At 43.1% G+C, this 22,522-nt stretch carries 20 protein-coding genes, 1 pseudogene and 3 other annotated features; of the genes and pseudogenes, 16 read left to right on the top strand and 5 right to left on the bottom strand.

Annotation, left to right across the window (positions count from 1 at the left end):
- Nucleotides 1-171 precede the first annotated feature (171 nt).
- From NYE65_RS06575 to NYE65_RS06525, 11 genes are all read left to right on the top strand, one after another.
- Nucleotides 172-1,653, top strand: coding sequence for a sigma-54 interaction domain-containing protein (locus NYE65_RS06575; RefSeq protein WP_328177498.1), 1,482 nt, complete (start codon nt 172-174; stop codon nt 1,651-1,653).
- A 506-nt stretch (nt 1,654-2,159) separates the two neighbouring features.
- Complete coding sequence (ablA, locus tag NYE65_RS06570; RefSeq protein WP_052137407.1) at nt 2,160-3,590, top strand: lysine 2,3-aminomutase; 1,431 nt, start codon at nt 2,160-2,162, stop codon at nt 3,588-3,590.
- A 2-nt stretch (nt 3,591-3,592) separates the two neighbouring features.
- A complete protein-coding gene (locus NYE65_RS06565) occupies nt 3,593-3,859 on the top strand; it encodes a YokU family protein (RefSeq protein WP_048688594.1) in 267 nt (88 codons plus the stop codon).
- Between the two features lie 65 nt (nt 3,860-3,924).
- Entirely contained in the window at nt 3,925-4,788 is an 864-nt protein-coding gene (gene ablB / locus NYE65_RS06560; RefSeq protein WP_340860078.1) for a putative beta-lysine N-acetyltransferase, read from the top strand.
- 12 nt (nt 4,789-4,800) lie between these two features.
- Nucleotides 4,801-5,040 carry a ferredoxin gene (locus NYE65_RS06555; protein WP_328177501.1) on the top strand — a complete coding sequence of 80 codons (240 nt, stop codon included), beginning with the start codon at nt 4,801-4,803 and terminating at the stop codon, nt 5,038-5,040.
- A 59-nt stretch (nt 5,041-5,099) separates the two neighbouring features.
- Nucleotides 5,100-6,467, top strand: a complete 1,368-nt coding sequence (locus NYE65_RS06550) for an aspartate aminotransferase family protein (protein WP_340860077.1) — start codon at nt 5,100-5,102, stop codon at nt 6,465-6,467.
- Nucleotides 6,468-6,477: 10 nt separating this feature from the next.
- On the top strand, nt 6,478-7,176 hold the full coding sequence (locus NYE65_RS06545; protein ID WP_340860076.1) for a CoA transferase subunit A: 699 nt from the start codon (nt 6,478-6,480) through the stop codon (nt 7,174-7,176).
- Nucleotides 7,161-7,823, top strand: coding sequence for a 3-oxoacid CoA-transferase subunit B (locus NYE65_RS06540; RefSeq protein WP_340860075.1), 663 nt, complete (start codon nt 7,161-7,163; stop codon nt 7,821-7,823). Before NYE65_RS06545 ends, NYE65_RS06540 begins: the two co-directional genes overlap by 16 nt.
- A 19-nt stretch (nt 7,824-7,842) precedes the next feature.
- Nucleotides 7,843-9,024, top strand: a complete 1,182-nt coding sequence (locus NYE65_RS06535) for a thiolase family protein (RefSeq protein ID WP_340860074.1) — start codon at nt 7,843-7,845, stop codon at nt 9,022-9,024.
- Nucleotides 9,025-9,035: 11 nt separating this feature from the next.
- Nucleotides 9,036-10,361 (top strand): peptidase, encoded by a 1,326-nt coding sequence (locus NYE65_RS06530; protein WP_340860073.1) that lies wholly within the window; start codon nt 9,036-9,038, stop codon nt 10,359-10,361.
- A 121-nt stretch (nt 10,362-10,482) separates the two neighbouring features.
- The gene (locus NYE65_RS06525) at nt 10,483-11,976 is read left to right on the top strand and encodes an amino acid permease (RefSeq protein WP_328177572.1); all 1,494 of its coding nucleotides are present in this window, start codon (nt 10,483-10,485) and stop codon (nt 11,974-11,976) included.
- Nucleotides 11,977-12,112: 136 nt separating this feature from the next.
- On the opposite strand, the gene NYE65_RS06520 is transcribed toward NYE65_RS06525, so the two are convergent.
- Together NYE65_RS06520 and NYE65_RS06515 are read right to left on the bottom strand one after the other, a co-directional pair.
- Entirely contained in the window at nt 12,113-13,057 is a 945-nt protein-coding gene (locus NYE65_RS06520; protein WP_340860072.1) for an SDR family NAD(P)-dependent oxidoreductase, read from the bottom strand.
- Between the two features lie 76 nt (nt 13,058-13,133).
- Nucleotides 13,134-13,649 (bottom strand): TetR/AcrR family transcriptional regulator, encoded by a 516-nt coding sequence (locus NYE65_RS06515; protein WP_328177507.1) that lies wholly within the window; start codon nt 13,647-13,649, stop codon nt 13,134-13,136.
- Nucleotides 13,650-13,793: 144 nt separating this feature from the next.
- Between NYE65_RS06515 and NYE65_RS06510 the strand changes: the two genes are divergently transcribed.
- Nucleotides 13,794-14,429, top strand: a complete 636-nt coding sequence (locus tag NYE65_RS06510; RefSeq protein WP_328177508.1) for a DUF7010 family protein — start codon at nt 13,794-13,796, stop codon at nt 14,427-14,429.
- Between the two features lie 44 nt (nt 14,430-14,473).
- Here NYE65_RS06510 and NYE65_RS06505 read toward each other — a convergent pair whose 3' ends face one another.
- Complete coding sequence (locus tag NYE65_RS06505) at nt 14,474-14,749, bottom strand: hypothetical protein (protein WP_106026137.1); 276 nt, start codon at nt 14,747-14,749, stop codon at nt 14,474-14,476.
- Nucleotides 14,750-14,859: 110 nt separating this feature from the next.
- Nucleotides 14,860-15,080, top strand: a binding site (T-box leader).
- A gap of 30 nt (nt 15,081-15,110) precedes the next feature.
- Nucleotides 15,111-15,332, top strand: a binding site (T-box leader).
- Between the two features lie 31 nt (nt 15,333-15,363).
- Nucleotides 15,364-15,586, top strand: a binding site (T-box leader).
- Nucleotides 15,587-15,645: 59 nt separating this feature from the next.
- Here NYE65_RS06505 and thrS point away from each other — a divergent pair.
- Entirely contained in the window at nt 15,646-17,553 is a 1,908-nt protein-coding gene (gene thrS, locus NYE65_RS06500) for a threonine--tRNA ligase (protein ID WP_445670443.1), read from the top strand.
- A gap of 180 nt (nt 17,554-17,733) precedes the next feature.
- Here the strand turns inward: thrS and NYE65_RS06495 are convergent, their stop codons facing one another.
- Complete coding sequence (locus tag NYE65_RS06495; protein WP_340860070.1) at nt 17,734-18,150, bottom strand: hypothetical protein; 417 nt, start codon at nt 18,148-18,150, stop codon at nt 17,734-17,736.
- Between the two features lie 147 nt (nt 18,151-18,297).
- Nucleotides 18,298-18,924, bottom strand: coding sequence for a LysE family translocator (locus NYE65_RS06490; RefSeq protein ID WP_262870649.1), 627 nt, complete (start codon nt 18,922-18,924; stop codon nt 18,298-18,300).
- Between the two features lie 233 nt (nt 18,925-19,157).
- Between NYE65_RS06490 and asnA the strand changes: the two are divergent.
- From asnA to NYE65_RS06475, 3 genes and pseudogenes are all read left to right on the top strand, one after another.
- Nucleotides 19,158-20,152, top strand: a pseudogene (asnA, locus tag NYE65_RS06485) (aspartate--ammonia ligase).
- A 340-nt stretch (nt 20,153-20,492) separates the two neighbouring features.
- A complete protein-coding gene (locus tag NYE65_RS06480) occupies nt 20,493-21,725 on the top strand; it encodes an MFS transporter (protein ID WP_340860069.1) in 1,233 nt (410 codons plus the stop codon).
- Between the two features lie 142 nt (nt 21,726-21,867).
- The gene (locus tag NYE65_RS06475; protein WP_249597267.1) at nt 21,868-22,500 is read left to right on the top strand and encodes a LysE family transporter; all 633 of its coding nucleotides are present in this window, start codon (nt 21,868-21,870) and stop codon (nt 22,498-22,500) included.
- The last annotated feature ends 22 nt before the right edge of the window (nt 22,501-22,522 follow it).

The following is a 22,522-nucleotide window of genomic DNA, read 5'->3' as shown; positions in this document are numbered from 1 at the left end:
CCGACTCACCCCTAAATATTATATTTTCTTTTATAATCTTCTTGGCTTAATGCGAGATTCCTTTATTTGACCTTATTATTCTATTGCCTTTTTGCTGAAGTTTGATTTTAATAAGAATAAAGAGATGAATGTTTCCCATTAAATGCTATAATTTACAGGTGATTCTATCAAATGGCAGAGAACGGAGATGAAGAAATGAAATCTTCAGTAAATCAGTTTTCCACTCAATTTGAATGGATATTGAATGTGATCAATGTGGGTGTCCATATTGTGAATAAAGATGGGGATACGGTCTTTTACAATGAAATGATGGCGCATATCGACGGACTGGATCGGGAGCAGGTGCTGGGGGAGAATATTTTTCAGCTTTATCCTTCATTGACAGATGAATCCAGTACGTTGCATGTGGCCTTGGAAAAAGGCAATGAAACGATTGAGTCCATTCAAACATATGTCAATTTAAAGGAGAAAAAAATAACGTCGATCAATAGTACGTATCCTTTGTATGAGGATGGTGAAATTATTGGGGCAGTGGAAATCGCAAAGGATATTACGAAGGTCATGAATATGTATGACCAAATTGTCGATTTGCGTTCCCAGCTGGCCGAGACGCATAGGAAAAATAAGTTTTCTGAAGGGACGGCGACCTATCATTTTAGTGATTTGATTGGTAATAGTCCTGCTTTTAAGCAAGCGATTTCTTTGGCGAAAAAAGCGGCCCGCACACATTCCCCAGTCATGATTTATGGACCAACAGGGACAGGGAAGGAACTGGTCGCGCAAAGTATACATAATGTAAGTGCTCAGCGAAATCAGCCTTTCATCGCGCAAAACTGTGCGGCCGTCCCAAAGGAATTGATGGAGGGGCTGCTGTTCGGCACGACGAAAGGGGCTTTTACCGGAGCGATGGATCGCATGGGCATTTTTGAGCAGGCAAATGGCGGTACTCTTTTCCTTGATGAGCTGAATAGCCTCGACCTCGGTCTGCAGGCAAAATTGCTGAGGGTGCTTCAGGAAGGTGAAGTGCGCCGTGTTGGAGGTTCGAAGGAGCAAAAGATTAATGTGAAGATCATTGCTGCGATGAACATTTCTCCGGAAGAGGCGTTGGAGCGGGAAATCATTCGTTCGGATTTGTTTTTTCGCCTCAATGTCGTAACGATCCAGATGCCTTCTCTTTCCGAGCGTAAAACGGATATTCCGGAAATCGTCAATCACTTCATTCAAAAATTCAACAAATCATTTTTTACGGAAGTGCGCGGGATCAGTCAAAAGGCGATGCAGCGGCTTCTTCAATATCCATGGCCCGGGAACATTCGTGAACTGGGACATGCCATCGAGTTAACCTTTAACGTCATGGACGCTGGGGAAGATATGATTGATGAACATCATCTTCCTGCTTATCTTTTCCCTTCAGGAAATTATGCTGCAGCAAATGCGCAGAGCCAGCCTTCCCCATTGAAAAACAGGATTGATTTACCTGTCGTTCTTGAAGAAATGGAAAGGGAAATGATCATCAATATGTTCGAGAAATATAACGGGAATATCAGCAAAACGGCAGAAGCCCTCAATATTAAAAGGCAGGGACTGCAATATAAGCTAAACAAGTACGGCATTGAAAAAGTTTATACGGCAGGGTCGAAGGAATCCAAGTGAATTCAGGTTTTTTGGAAACGCTGTCACTGTCATATCATGAAGTAATCTAAAGAGACTTTCAGAATGTAGACAAGCTCGATGAAAATCGAGTTCGTCTACATTTTTTTGCTTTTACAAATTTGGACGTTGATTGGAACGTAGGGCACTCGCCTTCCGCGGGCGGTCCGCCCTCGGCACACTTACGCCTGTGGGCTCTCCCTTGGACTCGATATTCCCGCAGGATTCTCGCACACCTGCTCCAATCAACTATGTTTAAAAATTTGGATAGAACTTCTTTTGTCTACAAACTGGAGGGCTCTTGTGTAAAGAGAGCCTTCTTTTTTATTGCTTGGCGCAAAGAATCTGGCTGCAAAAAATTATGCATAATGAAAAATATCTTGCGATTTTAAGCTCATTTTACCCCCATTTGCTTATGATTTCCTTGTTATCAATGTTGGCATCATTCTTGCGAGAGTATATAGATAAGTTCTAATAATAAGGGGGCATTATTAATGAATTTGATGGGAATGGATGTAAAACATAAAGAATACCTAGGTGGACGCAGGCATTATAATGATATCGAATTATGGAAAGATGTAACGGAAGAGCAATGGAATGATTGGATCTGGCAATTGACCAATACGATTAAATCACTGGATGATCTGAAAAAGGTCGTCAACCTGACACCGGAAGAAGAGGAAGGAGTCCGGATTTCGACTCAAACGATTCCGTTGAACATTACGCCTTATTATGCTTCTTTGATGAATCCCGATGATCCTCGCTGTCCGATTCGTTTACAGTCTGTACCGCTTTCGGCAGAAATGAACAAGACTAGATATGATTTGGAGGATCCGCTGCATGAGGATGAGGATTCCCCTGTTCCAGGATTGACGCATCGTTATCCGGATCGCGTTCTATTCCTTGTAACGAACCAATGCTCCATGTACTGCAGATATTGTACGCGACGCCGTTTTTCAGGTCAGGTTGGCATGGGTGTTCCCAAGAAACAGCTTGACGGGGCGATTGAATATATCCGGAACACTCCGGAAGTGAGGGACGTCCTGATCTCTGGCGGTGACGGCCTGTTGATCAATGATAAGATCCTAGAATACGTATTGAGTAACCTACGCGCCATCCCGCATGTGGAAATCATCCGGATCGGCACACGTGCACCGGTCGTTTTCCCGCAGAGGATTACGGAAAATTTATGTAATATTCTGAAAAAGTACCATCCGGTTTGGTTGAATACGCATTTCAATCATTCACTTGAACTGACGGATGAAGCGAAAAAAGCATGTGATATGCTCTCGATGGCAGGAGTGCCGCTTGGTAATCAGGCAGTCATCCTCGCTGGTATCAACGATAGTGTCCATATCATGAAAAAGCTTATGCATGACTGTGTTAAAGCAAGGGTAAGACCTTATTACATTTATCAATGTGATCTATCTGAAGGGATTGGCCATTTCCGAGCGCCGGTTTCAAAAGGACTGGAAATCATTGAAGCGCTGCGCGGCCATACATCAGGATATGCAGTGCCAACCTTTGTGGTGGATGCTCCTGGCGGCGGCGGAAAGATTGCCTTGACCCCGAATTACCTTCTTTCGCAAAGTCCGGATAAAGTCGTTTTACGGAACTTTGAAGGAGTAATCACAAGCTATCCTGAGCCGAAGAACTATGTTGCCGGCAGTGCGGATGCTTACTTTGATGAAGTGTATGGTACTGCGGATAGGAAAGAAGCCGTCGGGATTTCCGCGCTTATGACGGATGAGAAGTTCAACTTGGTGCCAGAGGGCCTTCGTCGTCTTGACAAGAGAAAAGCGTATGAAAGCACTGATGAACATGCTTCCTTGAAGGATCGCCGTGATAAACGGGATGAAATGAAGGAAAAATTAAGGTTGGCCCAAGAAAAAAAGTTGGCCGCTAGCGGCTCGGTGAAATCTGATGGCAAGGAGGAATGAAGATGGACTGCTTATGGTGCAATACCCCAAACGTAGAAGAAAGTGAAAAGAAGGATTGTTACTGGATCATGCCTGACGGGAAACGCTCAATAAAAGTCCTTCAAGTTCCGGCCATAAACTGTCCTGAATGCGGAATCTATGTGTCTGATTCAATGAATCAAAAGGTGGATGAAGCCTTATCCATATATGATGTGAGTGAATATCCTGATGAGTTTACGTATGAACAGCTTCTTCAGGCACCTGTCAAAAAATTATTCAATTGGAAATAGAATGCCGGGAGAAGCGGATGTTAGGCATCTCTTCTCCCGAATTCTTTAAATAAGGGGGATACATGATGCCTGTTCAAAAGCTGCCTTTTTTCACCCAAATGGAGACCGGGGATTGTTATACGATGGAGCTCTATCATGATCATGCCAATCAGCGTTTGCGCATGGATGATTATCGGGGAAATGTCAAAAAAGCGATCGATCGGGCCCTTGCCATCGCAAAGGAGCAGGGCTTTACAAAAGTGATACTTAAAGCAAGGAATGAAGATTTATCAGCGGCGTTGGGTCAGGGATTCATGCTGGAAGGAATATTGAGCAAGTATTTCAAAGGGAATGATGCCTATTGCATGGCCTTCTATTTAACGGATGAAAGGCGGACTAGCGACTTTTGGGTCAAGGAAGATATGGTCATCCAAGATGTAACCAAGGTTTCTAGACCGATTGAATCCCAGCAAATACCTGACGGTTATATCCTCCGGTCTGCTGCGGAGAACGATGCACAAGAGCTGGCGAAGCTATATGGTGCCATTTTTGAAACCTACCCAACACCGATGAATGATGAACGGTATATCAAGAAAGTGATGGAGGAAGGGACGATCTTTAGTGTTATCGAATATGAAGGAACCATCGTGAGTGCTGCATCCGCTGAAGTGAATGAGATGTATCATAATGCTGAAATAACGGACTGTGCAACAATTCCCCAGCATCGAAAGCATGGTTTCATGAAGGTGCTCATCTCGGCATTGGAACAAGAATTGTTCAGGAAAAACATTTATTGCTCATATTCATTGGCCCGTTCACTGTCAATCGGTATGAACGCCGTCTTTCATCAGCTGGGTTATGAATATGGCGGCAGATTAACGAAGAATTGCAATATTTGGGATAAGTATGAGGACATGAATATTTGGGGTAAAGATTTATCCCTCAAGTAGGAGGATTTTTCTATGGCTAAATACACATGGGTTGATAAAGAAACGTGCATTGCGTGCGGGGCGTGCGGTTCAACAGGTCCTGAGATTTATGACTATGACGATCAAGGGATCGCTTTCGTCATCCTGGACGATAATCAGGGGATTGCCGAAGTTCCTGAAATCCTGCATGATGACATGCAAGATGCTATGGAAGGCTGCCCTACGGAATCCATCCTGATTCAGGATGAGCCTTTTAGGATCGGTTCCTTTTAAGAACTTAATTGATTAATAGATATTGCACAGTGGGTACGAACGTTAAAAGGAGAGATGACATGACACGCAATTATTTGATTAAGCCTACTTTAGATCATGACTATCCCACTATCTCTCATGGGAATGGAATTTATCTTTATGATATAGATGGAAATCAGTATATAGATGGATCATCCGGAGCGGTCACAGCAAGTATTGGCCATGGCGTATTGGATGTTGTCGAGGCAATGACGGAGCAGGCCCGCAAAGTTTCTTTTGCATATAGGTCTCATTTTACGAGTGAAGCCGCAGAGGCATTGGCCAAAAAGCTAAGTGAGTTGGCTCCAGGGGATTTGAATTGGTCATTTTTCGTGAATAGTGGATCGGAAGCGACCGAAACGGCGATGAAGATCGCGATTCAACATTGGCAAGAAAAAGGGTTTGAGCGAAAAAATCGCATCGTCTCCAGGTGGACGAGTTATCACGGAATCACGATGGGCGCTTTATCGATGTCCGGCCATGTACCAAGAAGAAAGCGTTTTGTGCCGCTATTGGAGGATTTCCCTAGCATTTCGGCTCCATACTGTTATCGCTGTCCTTATAATAATGAAACTTCCGGATGCAAGCTTCAGTGTGCAAATGAACTGGAGACAGCCATTCAAAGGGTCGGATCCGAGAATATCGCCGCCTTCATCGCAGAACCCATAATCGGAGCATCCGCTGGTGCTGTAACACCGCCGGATGGCTACTATCAAAGGATTAAGGAAATCTGCGAAAACTATGACATTCTTTTTATTGCCGATGAGGTAATGACGGGAATCGGACGGACAGGAAAAATGTTCGCGATGGAACACTGGGGAGTCACTCCGGATATCATCGCATTGGGTAAAGGGATGAGCGCAGGCTATACTCCAATGGCAGCCACAATGGTTACTGACCGTGTCATGGAGCCCATTTTAAAAGGCTCGAAATCAATCATGGCTGGACACACATATAGTGCAAACCCTCTATCTTCTGCCGTTTCATTGGAAGTGCTTTCCTACATTGAGGGAAATGACCTGGTTCAGGCAGCGGAAAAGAAAGGTCAATATCTGTTTAAGAAGCTGCAAGGATTGGCTGAGAAATTCGACATCATTGGTGACGTAAGAGGGAAAGGGCTGCTCCTTGGTCTTGAGTTTGTCTCCGATCGGGTTTCAAAAACGCCATTCGACTTGCAAATCGGCCTGACTACAAGGCTTGTCAATAAGGCTTTTGCGAAGGGGTTGTTAATCTATCCTGCTGCAGGTGCGATTGAAGGAATCGCTGGCGATGCGGTTATTTTATCTCCGCCATTAATCATTACGAATGAAGAAATCGACCGCCTCGTCAAGATACTCGAAGCTTCCCTCGCAGAGTTGCAGCAAGAATTGTACGCGGAAGGTTTGATTGAGGACATGCAGGTTATTTAGGAGGAACGATATGAAGCAGGTCATTACGAAGAAAAACAAAATTGTGACCTTGGAAGAAGCACTGGAGCATATTTCCGATGGATGCACACTCATGTATGGCGGATTTGGAGGGGTGGGAACTCCTCCTACACTTGTACAGGGTATCCTTGCCAAGGGCGTTAAGGAATTGACCTTGATTGGCAATGATACTGGATTTCCTGACATTGGCATAGGCCGGCTTGTGACTGCTGAAAGGGCAAAGAAAGTGATCGCCTCGCATATCGGATCCAATCCTAATGCCGGCAAGCTCATGACTGAAGGAAAGCTGCAAGTCGAATTTTCACCGCAGGGTACATTAGCCGAACGGATTCGTGCTGGCGGTGTAGGCTTAGGCGGGATTTTTGTCGATGTCGGGATTGGTACGATAGCTGAAGAAGGCAAGAACAAGATTGTGATAGAAGGAAAAGAATATTTGGTGGAAACCGCTTTGACGGCTGAAGTAAGCATCGTCCATGCCAAAAAGGCCGATTCGCTTGGGAATTTAGTGTACGACAAGACTGCATGTAACTTCAATCCGCTCGTAGCGATGGCTGGAGCCTTCACGATTGCGGAAGTGGATGAAATCGTTCCTGCAGGCGAATTGGATCCGGAATGTATTGCCACACCAGGCATTTATGTAGATATGGTGATTCCGACTAAAGGGGTGAATTGGAAATGGGCATGGCAGTAGATCTACGAAATCGCATCGCGAAACGCGCCGCCAAGGAAATTCATGACGGATTGATCGTCAACTTAGGCATCGGCATCCCTACCTTGGTGGCAGATCATATTCCTCAAGATATTCATGTGCTGTTTCATGCGGAAAATGGAGTTCTCGGTACAGGTCCAAGTCCTGATCCCGGAAAAGAAGATCCTGCCCTCTGTAATGCGGGAGGTTTCCCGATCACCACTGTATTGGGAGCTTCTTACTTTGACAGTGCAACGGCATTTGGGATGATCAGGAAAGGATACATCGACATCACCATCCTTGGGGCCCTGGAAGTCAGTGAAAAAGGGGATTTGGCGAATTGGATCGTCCCAGGAAAGCGGGTGCCGGGTATGGGCGGGGCAATGGAACTTGCCCAGAAAGCCAAAAAGGTGATCGTCCTGATGAATCACGTGAATAAGCAGGGTGAATCGAAGATATTGAAGACTTGTACGCTGCCATTGACGGCTAGAAAGAGTGTGGATTTAATCATTACGGATATGGCAGTCATGGAAGTTACTGAAGAGGGATTGGTGCTAAAGGAAGTCATGGCGCCATATACAGTGGATGATGTGCTAAGGAATACGGAGGCAACGTTGAAAATCCATGCTGCTGTCAACACCATTGAATAGGTAAGAGGAGGAAAAAAGCATGAATGAGGTTGTCATCGTTGCTGGAGCGCGAACTGCAGTTGGATCCTTTGGCAAATCACTACGGAATGTTAAAGCTACCGAATTGGGTCGTCAAGTATTGGAAGGTTTAATGGAGAATTCCGGTTTGGGTAAAGAAAAAGTCAATGAAGTGATTTTCGGACACGGCTATGTCCACGGAGGCGGACTTAACTCGGCACGAATTTCGTCGCAGCTGGCATGTTTCCCGCACAGTGTTCCAGGACACGTTGTAATCAAAGCATGTGGATCAGGTTTAAAGGCCATTACCAACGCCGCTTTAACTATCGCTGCTGGTCAAGAAGACGTCATTATTGCCGGCGGAGTGGAGAGCATGAGCAATGTGCCTTATATCGTGAAAAATAGATGGGGCGGTAAATTTGGAAACGTAACGATGGAGGATGCTCTGCTGGCAGATGGATTAATATGTTCCTTGGAAAATGATCATATGGGAATCACTGCCGAGCGCTTGGCTGAAAAATATGGTATCCGTCGTGAAGAACAGGATCAATTTGCTTATCAAAGCCACAAGAAGGCTTGGAAAGCTATAGAAGAGGGTCGCTTTAATAGAGAAATTATTTCACTTAAAATCAGGGATCGAAAAGGTCTTCAAATCTTCAACCATGACGAAGGGGTACGCGAAGATATTCATCTGGATCAACTAGCCAATCTTCAGGCAGTATTCAAAAATGAAGGAACCATTACGGCAGGAAATGCCTGTCCTATGAATGATGGGGCTGCAGCTGTACTTTTAATGTCCAAGCAGCAAGCAGAAGAAAAGGGATTAAAACCGCTCTTGAAAATAAAGGCTTTTGCCAGTGCAGGAGTGGAACCTGGAGTTATGGGGATTGGACCAGTACCCGCTACTCGAAAGGCATTGGAAAAAGCAGGACTATCTTTAGGGGATATCGGACTGATTGAACTTAATGAAGCCTTTGCTGCCCAAGCACTTGCAGTGATCAAGGAGTTAGATTTGAATCCGGATATTGTCAATGTCAATGGGGGGGCAATTGCACTTGGTCACCCTGTAGGAGCAACAGGTGCAAAATTGACAGTCACACTGATGCATGAAATGTTGCGTTCACAAGTTAAGTACGGAATGGTAACGTTGTGTATGGCAGGAGGAATGGGACTTTCAGTAATCTATGAGAATATGTGTAATTAAGGAGGATAAACGTGCCGGATATACAAAAACGGATAAACCAATGGATCAAGGATCATCGGGAAGAAGGAACGAACCTATTGCAAAAAATGGTACAAGCCCCGAGTACACAAGGGAATGAAGCGGGGGCACAGGCCATCGTCGCCCAAAAGCTGAAGGAAATGGGTTTGCAGATTGATAGTTGGGAACCAGACGGCAGCGAGCTGAAAAAGCATTCTTATTTCTATTCACCGCGCAGTGAATTTTCCAACAGCCCCAATGTGGTGGGTATCATGAAAGGGACTGGAGGCGGACGTTCCATCATCTTGAACGGACACATCGATGTGGTTCCGGACGGAGACCGCGATCAGTGGGACGACGACCCATATAGCGGAGCGATTAAGAATGGAAGGATGTTTGGACGCGGCGTAACCGATATGAAGGGTGGAAATGTTTCGCTGATCCTAGCGATGCAGGCTTTGAAGGAAAATGGCATCCAATTAAAAGGAGATGTCATTTTTCAAAGTGTGATTGAAGAAGAAAGCGGCGGTGCCGGAACATTAGCGGCTGTCCTGAGAGGATATAAAGCCGATGCCGCCCTGATCCCTGAACCGACGAATATGAGGATCTTCCCGAAACAGCAGGGTTCGATGTGGTTCCGAATCCATGTTAAAGGCCGATCAGCCCATGGCGGAACGAGGTATGAAGGCGTTAGTGCGATTGAAAAAAGCATGACCGTCATCAATCATATTCGTGCATTGGAAGAAAAGCGAAATGCACGTATCAGTGATCCGCTTTATCAGAACACGCCCATTCCGATTCCAATCAATCTAGGCGTCATTGAAGGCGGTAATTGGCCGTCATCCGTTCCCGACCTTGTGAAAGTCGAAGGAAGGATGGGTGTTGCGCCGGAGGAAACGATGGAGCAGGCGAAAGACGAAATGGCGGCCTGGTTATTGCAGCTCGGGGAAGCGGACCAATGGTTCAAGGAAAACCCGCCCGTATTGGAATGGTTCGGGGCACGCTGGGTTCCAGGGGCAATTGATGTAGAGCATGAATTGATGAATGCACTTGTCTATCAATATCGGCAGGTGGCCGGACAGGACCCGGTCATTGAAGCCTCCCCTTGGGGAACGGACGGGGGATTGCTGACACATGTCGGTGAAACGCCAGCAATCGTTTTCGGACCGGGAGTAACCGAGGTTGCCCACTATCCAAATGAATACATCCTGCTCGACAACGTGTTCTCCACAGCCGAAATCATTGCGCTCACTCTAATTCAATGGTGTGGAATGGAGACTGAGCAGGATGGGGTCACCCAATCCGGGAAGAGAGAGACTATACCGGGAAATGGCAATTGAACTGGACGGCATCCCAGCAAGTGAAGCGAACGATTAAGTCTTTCACAAAGCGGTTGTTAAAAAACTCTTTTATTCTTGAACTTTTAACTTTAAAAGAAAATGAGGTAGGAACCTTATGGACATGAATCTCATTGATAATGAAGAACCGACAGTTAAAAGGAATCCCATTGATAATCAAGAACCGACAGTTAAAAGGCAACTGAAAGCAAGACATATGACCATGATTGCCATTGGCGGTTCAATAGGAACCGGATTATTCCTGGCGAGCGGGGCAACCATCCAGAGCGCAGGGCCCGGCGGTGCCCTCGCTGCCTATGCCTGCATTGGGATCATGGTTTATTTCCTGATGACGAGCTTAGGGGAAATGGCGACATATATGCCTGTGTCGGGATCCTTTTCCACCTATGCCACACGCTTTGTTGATCCTGCATTCGGCTTTGCACTTGGCTGGAATTACTGGTTTAACTGGGCAGTCACCCTTGCCGTGGAAATAGCTGCAGCAGCCATCATCATGAAGTTCTGGCTCCCTGATGTACCCAGCCTGATTTGGAGTGCCTTATTTCTTGGAATCGTCTTCACCCTCAACGCCCTATCCATTAAAAGCTATGGTGAATCTGAATATTGGTTTGCACTAATAAAAGTCATTGCCATCATTTGCTTCATCATTATTGGTTTATTGACCATATTGGGGATTTTTGGCGGAAAGGTGATCGGATTTGAAAACTTCACCATGGATGAGGCACCATTCAAGGGAGGATTTTTATCGATCATCTCAATCTTTCTAATCGCGGGATTTTCTTTTCAAGGCACAGAACTGGTTGGTATTGCGGCCGGGGAAAGTGAAGAACCCGAAAAAAATGTTCCGAATGCAATCCGCCAAGTATTTTGGCGCATCCTATTATTTTACATCGGGGCCATCCTGATACTTGGTCTTTTAATACCGTATACGAGTCCAAGCTTGTTAAACGGAGATGTCGAAAATATTTCTGTAAGCCCTTTCACGCTTGTCTTTGAACGGGCAGGGCTGGCATTCGCTGCATCCGTCATGAATGCAGTCGTGTTAACCTCCTTACTATCCGCCGGGAACTCGGGGCTATATGCATCAACGCGGATGTTATGGTCGATGGCAAAAGATCATCAAGCTCCCAAATTCCTGGCCAAAGTCAACCGCAGGGGGATTCCGATGAATGCCTTGATCATGACATCCTTAATTGGAGGATTCGCCTTCTTGACCTCCATTTTCGGGGACCATGTATTTACATGGCTATTGAATGCATCCGGGCTGACTGGCTTCATCGCCTGGATCGGAATCGCCATAAGCCATTATCGCTTTAGACGAGCCTATGTTGCACAGGGTGGTGACCTAAACGAACTGAAATATAAAGCAAAATGGTTTCCATTCGGTCCGATTCTTTCATTCACCCTGTGCATACTCGTCATAGCAGGACAGAACTATGGAGCATTCCTAAGCGGCAGCATCGACTGGTATGGCGTCGCCGTCTCCTATATCGGATTACCGATATTCCTGGCAGTCTGGCTAGGATACAAGATTTATCATAAGACCAAATTAATAGCATTAAAAGATTGTCAATTCGATAAATCAGATGTGGCTTGATACCGATGGAAAAAACCTGAGCTCCCCTTTGGGGACTCAGGTTTTTTTATGAAGATTTGTATCGAAATCCAATTATATCTGCGAAAAACGGAATATATCTGCGAAAAAAATCGAATTATATCTTCGAAAGCGGCAATTATTTCATTAAAGTTCGCATTGTTTCTTCCATTCCTTCTTTGTATGGAGTTTTAGGGATGGGGCCGATGCGTTTTTCATATTTTTCTCCATCCAGGATGAATCCTTCTTTCGTTAAATACATGATTTCCACTACTTCTTTCATGAAAGGGTTGAACAAACCCAGTATCTTAATGATGTTTTTTGTAAGGGGAAAGACCATCTTTTTCTGTCCCGTTACCTGACGGGCAATTTGGATGATTTCGTTTCCGGAAATCAGACCAGGTCCAGGGATGTTCCAATTTTCACCATAGGAGTCGTCTTTTTCTGCTATTTCCACGATCATTTTTGCGGCATCCGGTAAGTAGACATATTCTCTCTGTGTTTTTAAATCCCCGATAAAGACGGTCGTTTTATTTGCAGCTAGGCCATTCAAGGTTGGCTGAAGGTAGGAGTTCTGTGAGGTAGCGCCATAATAATCAGGCAGCCTGACAATCAATGCTTTGGCATTTTTCCATTTTTGGCTGAATATGAGCTTCTCGAATTCAAACCTGATTTGCCCTTTTTTTGTATGCGGCTGTTTTGGATGGTTTTCATCGCCTTTCGCAACTTGGTGCCCATAGATATATATCCCATCCACAATGACAATCTTCTTACCTAAAATATCGGCTGCCTTCATGACACTTTCCCCAAGTGAAAGGAGTTTAGATGCCATCTCTTGATAGGGAACGTTGGCACATTGGAAAATGACTTCCGCATCCTCTGCAGCCTCTACAATTGTTTGGTTATCAAAGATGTCACCGATTCTGTATGATAAGTGTTGCGAATGATCATGCTCTTTCATTAATTGCTCTAGCTTACTTCTTGAACGCCCGAAAGCGATGACTTCTGTGCCCCTTGATAACAATTCTGACACAATGACTTGACCTGATCCGCCGGTTGCTCCTAACACAATAGCTTTCTTCATAGCTTACATCCCCTTTTAATTTATTGATCAATCACTAAATAAACATTCAAAATAAGGAACCGATGAAAATCGGTTCTTACCTGCCCCCGCCATCCATAAGCTCGGGCATATTGATGAAGTGGGAAATATTGCAGAGTATCCCCCTCGCCAGGAAGGTGGTCACTTGGTCCTCGGCATTCGGAATTCCGGCAGATTGAAATTTTTCAAGTGTGTGATTTCTAATGCTTGCTAACCCTTTCTGGGTGGAACTTCTTATTGCGTCTTCCGTCACTGAAAGTCCTATGACCTGCAGCGCAATTTCATTGGGATTGGACTCAGTCAATTCTTCATATACCTTGATCATATGGTTAACAAGGTCTTCGGGCCCTGCTTCAATTTCAAAAGCTTGAAGGATCCTTTCGTATGCCCGGTCCAGAGCCGCAACGAATAACTCCTCTTTAGTTTTAAAGAATTTAAACACATAAGGCTGGGAGATGCCGGCTTTTTCTGCAATTAAGGCAGTCGTTGTATTGTAATAGCCTTTATCTGCAAAAACCTCCAAACCAGCTTCCAGAATGTCATCTTTTCGATTCTCTTTTTTGGGTCTGGCCATCGGTATCCTCCATATTTTAATTAATTAGTGATTAATCAATCACTAATTAATAACATAATATCGCAACATGGTAATTTTTGCAATAAGGTATTTAAATCATTTTTTTATAGCTGAATAATTGGGGAAGTGGTGCAATATTATTCTATGTACGATTATACTGTGGATGAAAGGAAACTGATGATGAAAGAGGCGTTTCGCGGTTCTGGAATTGGAGTCATTTTCATGGCGGTCTTCGGAACACTGTGGGCGGGTACCGGTGTAATGGGATTGCAGGGGTGGGGGTTTCCCTACGTGGAACTCGCACCCATATTCGTGGGAATCATCATGGTTATCGTTGGAATTTCATTAATACATGCATCACAAAAAATGTCCAATCAAGTTTCAGATGATGGGGCAAGACGTCTTAAACGTATCGGATTTTTGTTTAATATGGTCTTCATTGCCGAAGGTTTGCTGATTGGGATTGCCATTGCCATCTGTAACTTGATCAATCAGACCGATCTTATACCGGGAGTCATCGCCATTATTGTAGGGATTCATTTTTTACCATTGGCGTCACTTTTCCAAATCAAGGTTTATTATGCAACAGGTGTGCTTCTCTGTTTATTGGCGCTTATTACATGGCTGATTGTGCCAGACACCGTCATGGTTGGGGAGCATCAAATCCTTGCACCGTTATCATTGCTCGGCTTTGGATGCGCGCTTATACTCTGGACCACTGGACTTACGCTATGGCTTGGAATAAAGAATTCAAGCCGAACGATAGCCGATGAAGAATGAATCAATGAATGAATAAACCCGTCATGGTGAACGGGTTTTTTCATTTAATTTTTCATCCAGGTCAAGAGCCTGACAATTTGAAATGGTTCATTCCAAACGAGAATGAAACTTAAAAGAAAAAATGCAGCCACAGCCAAAAATTTCGACATTCCTCTTTCATTTTTATACATGGCCCCTAAGCTGCATAACAAACCAATTAGCAACGCACCGAATCCTGAAATCATAAGCAGCTCGGAGGCTTTTGAAAAAGCTAGGGAACAGGAAAATGATAGGATACCAATCACTGCAAATACGATTGACCAATTGCTTAAACGTTTCATAGAGACTCCTTTTTTACTAATTATACCAATTTGGTGTTAGTAATGAAATGAAAAAAATTGAGGTTGTCACTTATGGGAATATATTGTAATATATATAACAATATAAAATTTTAGAAGCATTGATAAGGACATGAATCATTTTTACGGTCTGCAGAGAGGGAAGGGCAGCTGCGAACTTCCTGGCTTAGGAAACTGATTTACCGCCTTTGAGCTATATCGGTGAACAAGAGTAACTGATATCGTCTAAGCTGCGTTACAGCTCCAGAGCCATGAGTATTTTTTGCTTATGGGAAATTGGGTGGAATCACGGGTAAACGCACTCGTCCCTTACATAGGGATGGGTGCGTTTTTTATTATTATAATTATTGCCATGATAAGGACATGAATCATTTTTACGGTCTGCAGAGAGGGAAGGGCAGCTGCGAACTTCCTGGCTTAGGAAATTGATTTACCGCCTTTGAGCTATATCGGTGAACAAAAGTAACTGATATCGTCTAAGCTGCGTTACAAGCTCCAGAGCCATGAGTGTTTTTTGCTTATGGGAAATTGGGTGGAACCACGGGTAAGCGCACTCGTCCCTTGCATAGGGATGTGTGCGTTTTTTTCTATATAAAAATATGGCGATGATAAGGACATGAATCATTTTTACGGCCTGCAGAGAGGGAAGGGTAGCTGCGAACTTCCTGGCTTAGGAAACTGATTTACCGCCTTTGAGCTATATCGGTGAACAAAAAGTAACTGATATCGTCTAAGCTGCGTTACAAGCTCCAGAGCCATGAGTGTTTTTTGCTTATGGGAAATTGGGTGGAACCACGGGTAAACGCACTCGTCCCTTGCATAGGGATGTGTGCGTTTTTTTATTATTAAAAAGGGGTGTTTATTTGATGGGTGAAAAAATGATTAAAGTTCAATTCCCGGATGGGCAGCAAAAGGAGTATCCGCAAGGGATCACAGTGGAAAGTGTGGCAGGCTCAATCAGCCCAAGTTTAAGGAAAAAGGCAGTAGCTGGAAAACTGGATAAGCAATTGGTTGATTTAAGTCACAAGCTTATTCAGGATGGTGAACTGTCGATCTTGACTCCCGATTCGGATGAAGGATTACACGTATTGCGACATACATCGGCGCATGTTTTGGCACAGGCTGTGAAAAGATTATACAAAAATGTGGAATTAGGGATGGGACCAGTCGTGGAAGACGGTTTTTACTATGATTTTAAGTTAGATCATCCTTTGAGCTCAGAAGATCTGCAGGCCATTGAAAAAGAGATGGAACATATCATAAGTGAAAATCTGGAAATTAAAAGGATAGAAGTGACTTATGAAGAAGCTGTGAAGATATTCGAGGGCAGAGGGGAGTCTTTCAAGTTGGATATAGCAAAGAATATCCCCAATGGTGAAAAATTAACGCTCTATCAACAGGGTGAATTCATAGATCTTTGCAGAGGGCCGCACCTTCCATCCACATCATTTGTAAAATCATTCAGATTGACTCGTGTATCTGGTGCCTATTGGCGGGGAGACAATCAAAATGAAGTTCTCCAAAGGGTGTATGGCGTGGCTTTTCGAAAGAATAAGGATTTACAGGATCATTTTAAATTCCTGGAAGAAGCGGCCAAACGCGACCACCGTAAATTAGGGAAGCAGTTGGAATTATTCATGTTTTCGGAGGAAGCCCCTGGAATGCCATTTTATTTACCGAAAGGACAAATCGTTAGAAATGAATTGGAGAAGTTCTCGCGGGAGCTTCAGACTGAAGCTGATTATGACGAAGTTCGGACTCCTTTCATGATGAACCAGCGGTTATGGGAACAATCGGGCCACTGGGATCATTATCACGAGAATATGTACTTCACTGAGGTGGATCAAACAAAATTCGCGATGAAGCCAATGAACTGTCCGGGACATATGCTTATATTCCAAAACAGTCTTTATTCTTACAGGGATTTACCCATCCGGATGGCCGAATTCGGTCAAGTCCACCGTCATGAATATAGCGGTGCATTGAACGGGATGCTGCGTGTCCGTACATTTTGTCAGGATGATGCCCACATCTATGTACGGCAGGATCAAATCGAAAGTGAAATTAAACAAGTGTTTCATCTGATCGAAAAGGTGTATCGCACTTTTGGATTCGAGTATTCCGTGGAGCTCTCGACTCGTCCTGAGGATTCAATGGGCGATGATTCCCTTTGGGAAGCTTCTGAAACAGCCCTGAAAAATGTTCTGGAAAGCATCGGGATACAATATCAAGTAAATGAAGGGGACGGGGCATTTTATGGACCGAAAATTGATTTTCATATTAAAGATGCATTAAAACGAAGCCACCAATGTGCAACAATCCAACTTGATTTTCAAATGCCCGACAAATTTGATCTGACTTACATCGATGAAAATAATGAAAAAGTCCGTCCGGTCGTCATTCATCGTGCCATCTTTGGATCGATCGATCGTTTTTTCGGAATCCTGATAGAACACTTTGCCGGTGCTTTTCCGGTATGGCTCGCCCCGGTGCAAGTACAGATCATCCCAGTCTCACAAGTTCATCTGGATTATTGTTTACAGGTTCAAAATGCACTGAAGAATCAAGGCATAAGAGTGAAAATAGATGATCGGAAAGAAAAGCTGGGGTATAAAGTCAGGGGAGCACAGATGGGGAAAATCCCATATATGCTGGTCCTTGGAGATAAAGAAGAGAAAGAAAATGAAGTAAATGTCCGGAAATACGGGGAACAAGAATTTGAAAATGTCACAATAGAAACGTTCATCAAGAAAATGGTCCAGCAAATAAAAGACCGCAGCATCTAACAAGAAAGCAGCTTAAATTGGAACTCACGAGTAAAAGGCCGGAATTCACGAGTAAAAGCGAGGAACTCACGAGTAAAAGGCCAGAATTCACGAGTAAAAGCGAGAAACTCACGAGTAAAAGCCCGGAATTCACGAGTAATTGGAATAAAAAAGACAGCCGAATAAATCGGCTGTTTCTTTTTATCTACAAATCCATAGCCAGCCAACACCAGGAATGAACTGCTGAAAACAGTTACCCCCAGGGCCGCCATGACCGCCACCATGACCTTCGACAGGGCATGTTAATCCTAGGTATTGTAATCCAACTATATCTGTATGATGTACCTCATTTGGTATGCCGCCTTCGAGTATCTGTACCATTCCAGTAGTATTATTTATCCCCATTAAAATAAAGGTGTGCTGGGTGTTACCCCAAAATCCTCTGAAGCAATGACCTTGCCGGCCTGCGTTTAAATGGCTCTGGATAGTGGCTACTGGAACCAGTGTTTGTACTGGCAGTCTGTCATCATAATAAGGCAAATTAGCATAAGAATCATCGTAATAATATGGAGCAGTATAATATGGAACATTATAAGGGTAATAGCCGTAATTATACATTCAAGAAATCCTCCCTTTGTGTTTACCCTTTCAGGCTATGAACAGGGATAAGTGTCCGACATGGACAAAGAAGGATAATAAAATAGGCGGCCTATTTTATATAAAAGCAAGAAATTTATTCGAATTCCCGAGTAAATGCTCAACTTCTTATGTAAATAAAACCTTTGCTGCCTGGATGGCAAAGTATATGCCGATCCCTATAAGGGATATCCCCGAAATGATCGAGATGCCCATTAGAATGGGTTTGGATAAAAAGCGTCTGAAGGTGCTGGCGATGATGGCCATTACGAAATCCCAGATTAAGAGGCCGATAAGGATTCCTGAGCTGTACAAAAGTAAATCATCCATATCATATTTTGAAGCGGAGTTTGCGAGAATGGATCCGTAAATCCCCAGCCAAAACAAAATGGATAAAGGATTCGAAAGGGACATGATGAATCCTGTCAGGAATGAAGAAAAAAGGGAATCTTTCGCTTTTCGTGCATTCACTTCAATCTTACCTGCACTTAGCAGACTTTCGATTCCGGTATAGGTCAGGACGAAAAATCCAAAAAGCCATAAAAATGTCTTCATGAAGGAGTTGTCCAAAAAGTGGACGACACCGAAAAAGACAAGGGCTATAAAAACAAAATCCGCTAAAATGGCACCCCAGCCAAATACCCAGGCATGCCAAAAACCCTTCTTGATTCCTTTGTCCAATTGAGCAGCGTTTATGGGACCGATAGGAGCCGCCAGTGATAAACCTAATAATACAAAGCTGAAAAAAACACCCAATTCATCACCTCATCGTTTATACATCTTCGCTTATTTGAATGTATTCAAACATTTGTACTTGTACCACCTTTTTAGTCCTATTTCTTGAGTTTAGTCCGCCTTGCCTGACCTGGTATTTTTGTAACAACACAGAAAACTCCTTCATAATGTAATTTAGTCAAATGGAAAGACGCCTATTTTAGTGCATGCGCTATTCAAAGCGGAATTGGAGGAGAATTATGCCTGAATTATCAATGCCGAATAAATATAAAACAATTCTTGATATCATGCATACTGATATTGCAATAAATGAAATGAAGGATCATTTTGAAGAAGGACTTTCAAATGCGTTAAACCTTATTAACGTATCAGCCCCTTTCGTTTTACATGAAGGTAATGGTATCAATGACAATTTAAATGGTGTGGAGCGATTCTTACCTTTGATGCTCTGGATATTAAGGATAAACATATAGAAGTGGTTCAATCTTTGGCAAAGTGGAAAAGAATCACTCTTTCTAGGTATGGTTTGGCTTGTGATGAAGGCATTTACACAAATATGAATGCAATAAGACTTGATGAAAAACTGGATCATTTACACTCGTTATTTGTGGATCAATGGGACTGGGAGAAAGTCATAACAAAGAACAACGTAACGTGGATACATTAATATCCGAAGTGAAAAAAATATATAGTGCCATTAAATCGACCGAACGTTATATGTTTGAATTCCATCATCTGCTTAAGCCTGTGTTACCTGAGGACATTCACTTCATTACGACCCAGGAGTTGGAGGATTTATACCCGGATCTTATTCCGAAGGAAAGAGAGAACGTGGCAGCGAAGAAATATGGTGCAATTTTCATTATGAAAATTGGCGGAGCTTTACAATCGGGGGAAAAGCATGATGGACGTTCACCGGATTATGATGATTGGGATCTAAATGGAGATATCGTTTTATGGAACCCACTCTTGGAATGTGCTTTTGTGGTTTCTTCAATGGGCATTCGAGTAGATGAAAAAGTCATTATTAAAACAATTAAGATTATCCAAAAACGAAAATCGTAAGGTACTCGATTATCATAAGTCCGTATTGGAAGGAAAGCTTCCGTATTCAATAGGCGGGGGAATAGGTCAATCCAGATTATGCATGTTTTTGTTGAAGAAAGCACATATTGGCGAGGTTCAGGTTTCGGTATGGAATGACCAAATAATAGAGGAATGTGAAAAAAGGAATATTATTCTTTTATAAGGACGAAAGCGGGAAACCCAGTTTTTAAACAGGATGGTTAGACTGTAGGCAAATGGAGTTCTATCCAAATTTTTTAACATAGTTGATTGGAGCGAGTGCCCCACGTTCCAATCAATGTCCAAATTTGTACAAGCAAAAAGATAGACCATTCTTAAACAGAATGGTTTTTTTGTTTTAAAGGGAATGGGGTAATTTTGGGAGAAGCGCAACTGAATAAATGTTTCTGCACTATAACATAATAATTTAAGACATCTAATATATGATGGCAAAACAAATTGGTTTCACAAATGGTTACCTTTTATGCAATAAGTTGCTTTTATAATGGATGAGGAGTGTAAGTATGGAAGGTCATGAGAAGCAAAATAAAGATGTAAGCGTGTGGTGCTTGATCAGTATGGCATCGATTCCATTGGTTATGACACTTGGAAATTCAATGCTTATCCCGGTTTTGCCCATTTTCGAGGAAAAGGTGGGGATATCTTCATTTCAATCAAGTATGGTGATAACAAGCTATTCCGTTGCATCCATCTTTTTAATTCCCATTGCTGGTTATTTATCAGATCGATTCGGAAGGAAAATGGTCATTCTGCCAAGCTTGATCCTAGCCCTTATCGGTGGTTTGATAGCTGGTTATGCGTCATGGAAAATGGAAAATCCCTATACATGGATCATAATTGGGAGGGTATTGCAAGGGATTGGGGCGTCTGGTGCCTCACCAATCATTTTGCCTCTGGTGGGGGATTTATATAAAGATGACGATGAAAAAACGAGTTCTTGTTTGGGAATCATAGAAACCTCGAATACGTTTGGGAAAGTGCTTAGTCCAATATTGGGTTCCCTGTTTGCTGCATTTATCTGGTTTTTACCATTCTTCTCGATTTCATTCTTCAGTTTAATATCTATTGTTTTGGTCTTTTTCTTTATAAAGGTACCAAAGGAGAAGGATGAGCCGAAGAAATTCAAGGATTTCTGGCATGATACGAAAAAAATATTCAAGAAGGAAGGAAAATGGTTATATACGGTTTTCCTCATTGGTGTCTTTGTCATGTTGGTTTTGTTCGGTGTTCTTTTCTTTTTGTCTGATAATCTGGAAAAAATTCATGATTTGCATGGTATTAAAAAAGGTTTAGTGATAGCGATCCCGCTATTTTTTCTTTGCGTATCTTCTTATGTTGCAGGGAAAAGAATCAAGGGGGAATTACCAATCATGAAAAAGATCATCATGATCAGTTTAGCTGTCCTTTCAATCAGCCTTGTATTTGTCGGTTTTACTAAAAACAGGGTCGTCCTTCTATTGATAATAACAAGCTTGGTGGGCATAGCAATTGGTGCTTTATTGCCGACACTCGACGCAATCATCACTCAAAATATAGAAAAGGAACAGCGGGGGACGATAACCTCCTTCTACATGTCATCAAGGTTCATCGGCGTTGCGGCAGGCCCTCCGGTCATGTCCCTTGTCATGAAAAATTATATCAATATGACCTATATCATTTCTGGGATCATCGGTATAGGCATCGTATTGATTGTTATGAAATTCATTAGTTCGGACAAAAAAGAAGCTGCTGCCTAATCGGCTTCAATACATCTCCAAAAAGCCGGGTTTTCCCACGGCTTTTTTTGTGAATCGGGAAATTTTTTGGCATGTGGTTATAGGCAGAGGGTTGTCACATAAAATGTACAAGTCATGAACTAGCTCGAAGGAGTGATGCTTTTTGAGTGTACATTTACTGCTAAGTTACTTTTTCTTAGGACTTACCCTTGCAGCACCGATCGGCCCGGTGAACTCCGCTCGTATCGATAAAGGAATCAAGAACGGGTTTTGGCACGCCTGGATCGTTGGGGCAGGGTCGATGATCGCAGATGCCTTGTTCATGATTTTAGTATATGTAGGAATGGTACGATTTTTAGAAATCCCTCTCGTCCAGATATTTCTTTGGCTTTTTGGCGGATTTGTGCTTATTTATTCAGGGATCGAAAGTATATTACGGGTTAATACGATATTATTAAATGAATACAGGAATAGAGATTCTTTAATTTCCTGTTTTTTGACCGGGTTCATCATGTCCGTGACCAGTCCATTATCCATTTTATTTTGGTTGGGGATTTATGGATCTGTTTTAGCTAAAACGGCTTCAAGTTATGGGACATCCCAACTTTTCATTTATAGCGGGATGATCTTTCTTGGTCTTACCTGCTGGGATTTTTTTGTAGCGGCATTAACGAATGGATTTCGCAGGTTTTTAAATGAAAAAAGCTTAATGGCCATTTCGATCATCTCTGGATTATCATTGGTCGGCTTTGGGGTTTATTTTGCTTATCAAGGCATCTCTGCCATCCTATCATAAAGCAGAATGCATTAGATTACAT

It is taken from the genome of Peribacillus sp. FSL R5-0717 (assembly GCF_038002945.1).
GTDB lineage: Bacteria > Bacillota > Bacilli > Bacillales > DSM-1321 > Peribacillus > Peribacillus frigoritolerans.
The sequence above is the reverse complement of the archived record's forward strand: the minus strand, read 5'-3'. Positions and strand labels throughout refer to the sequence as shown.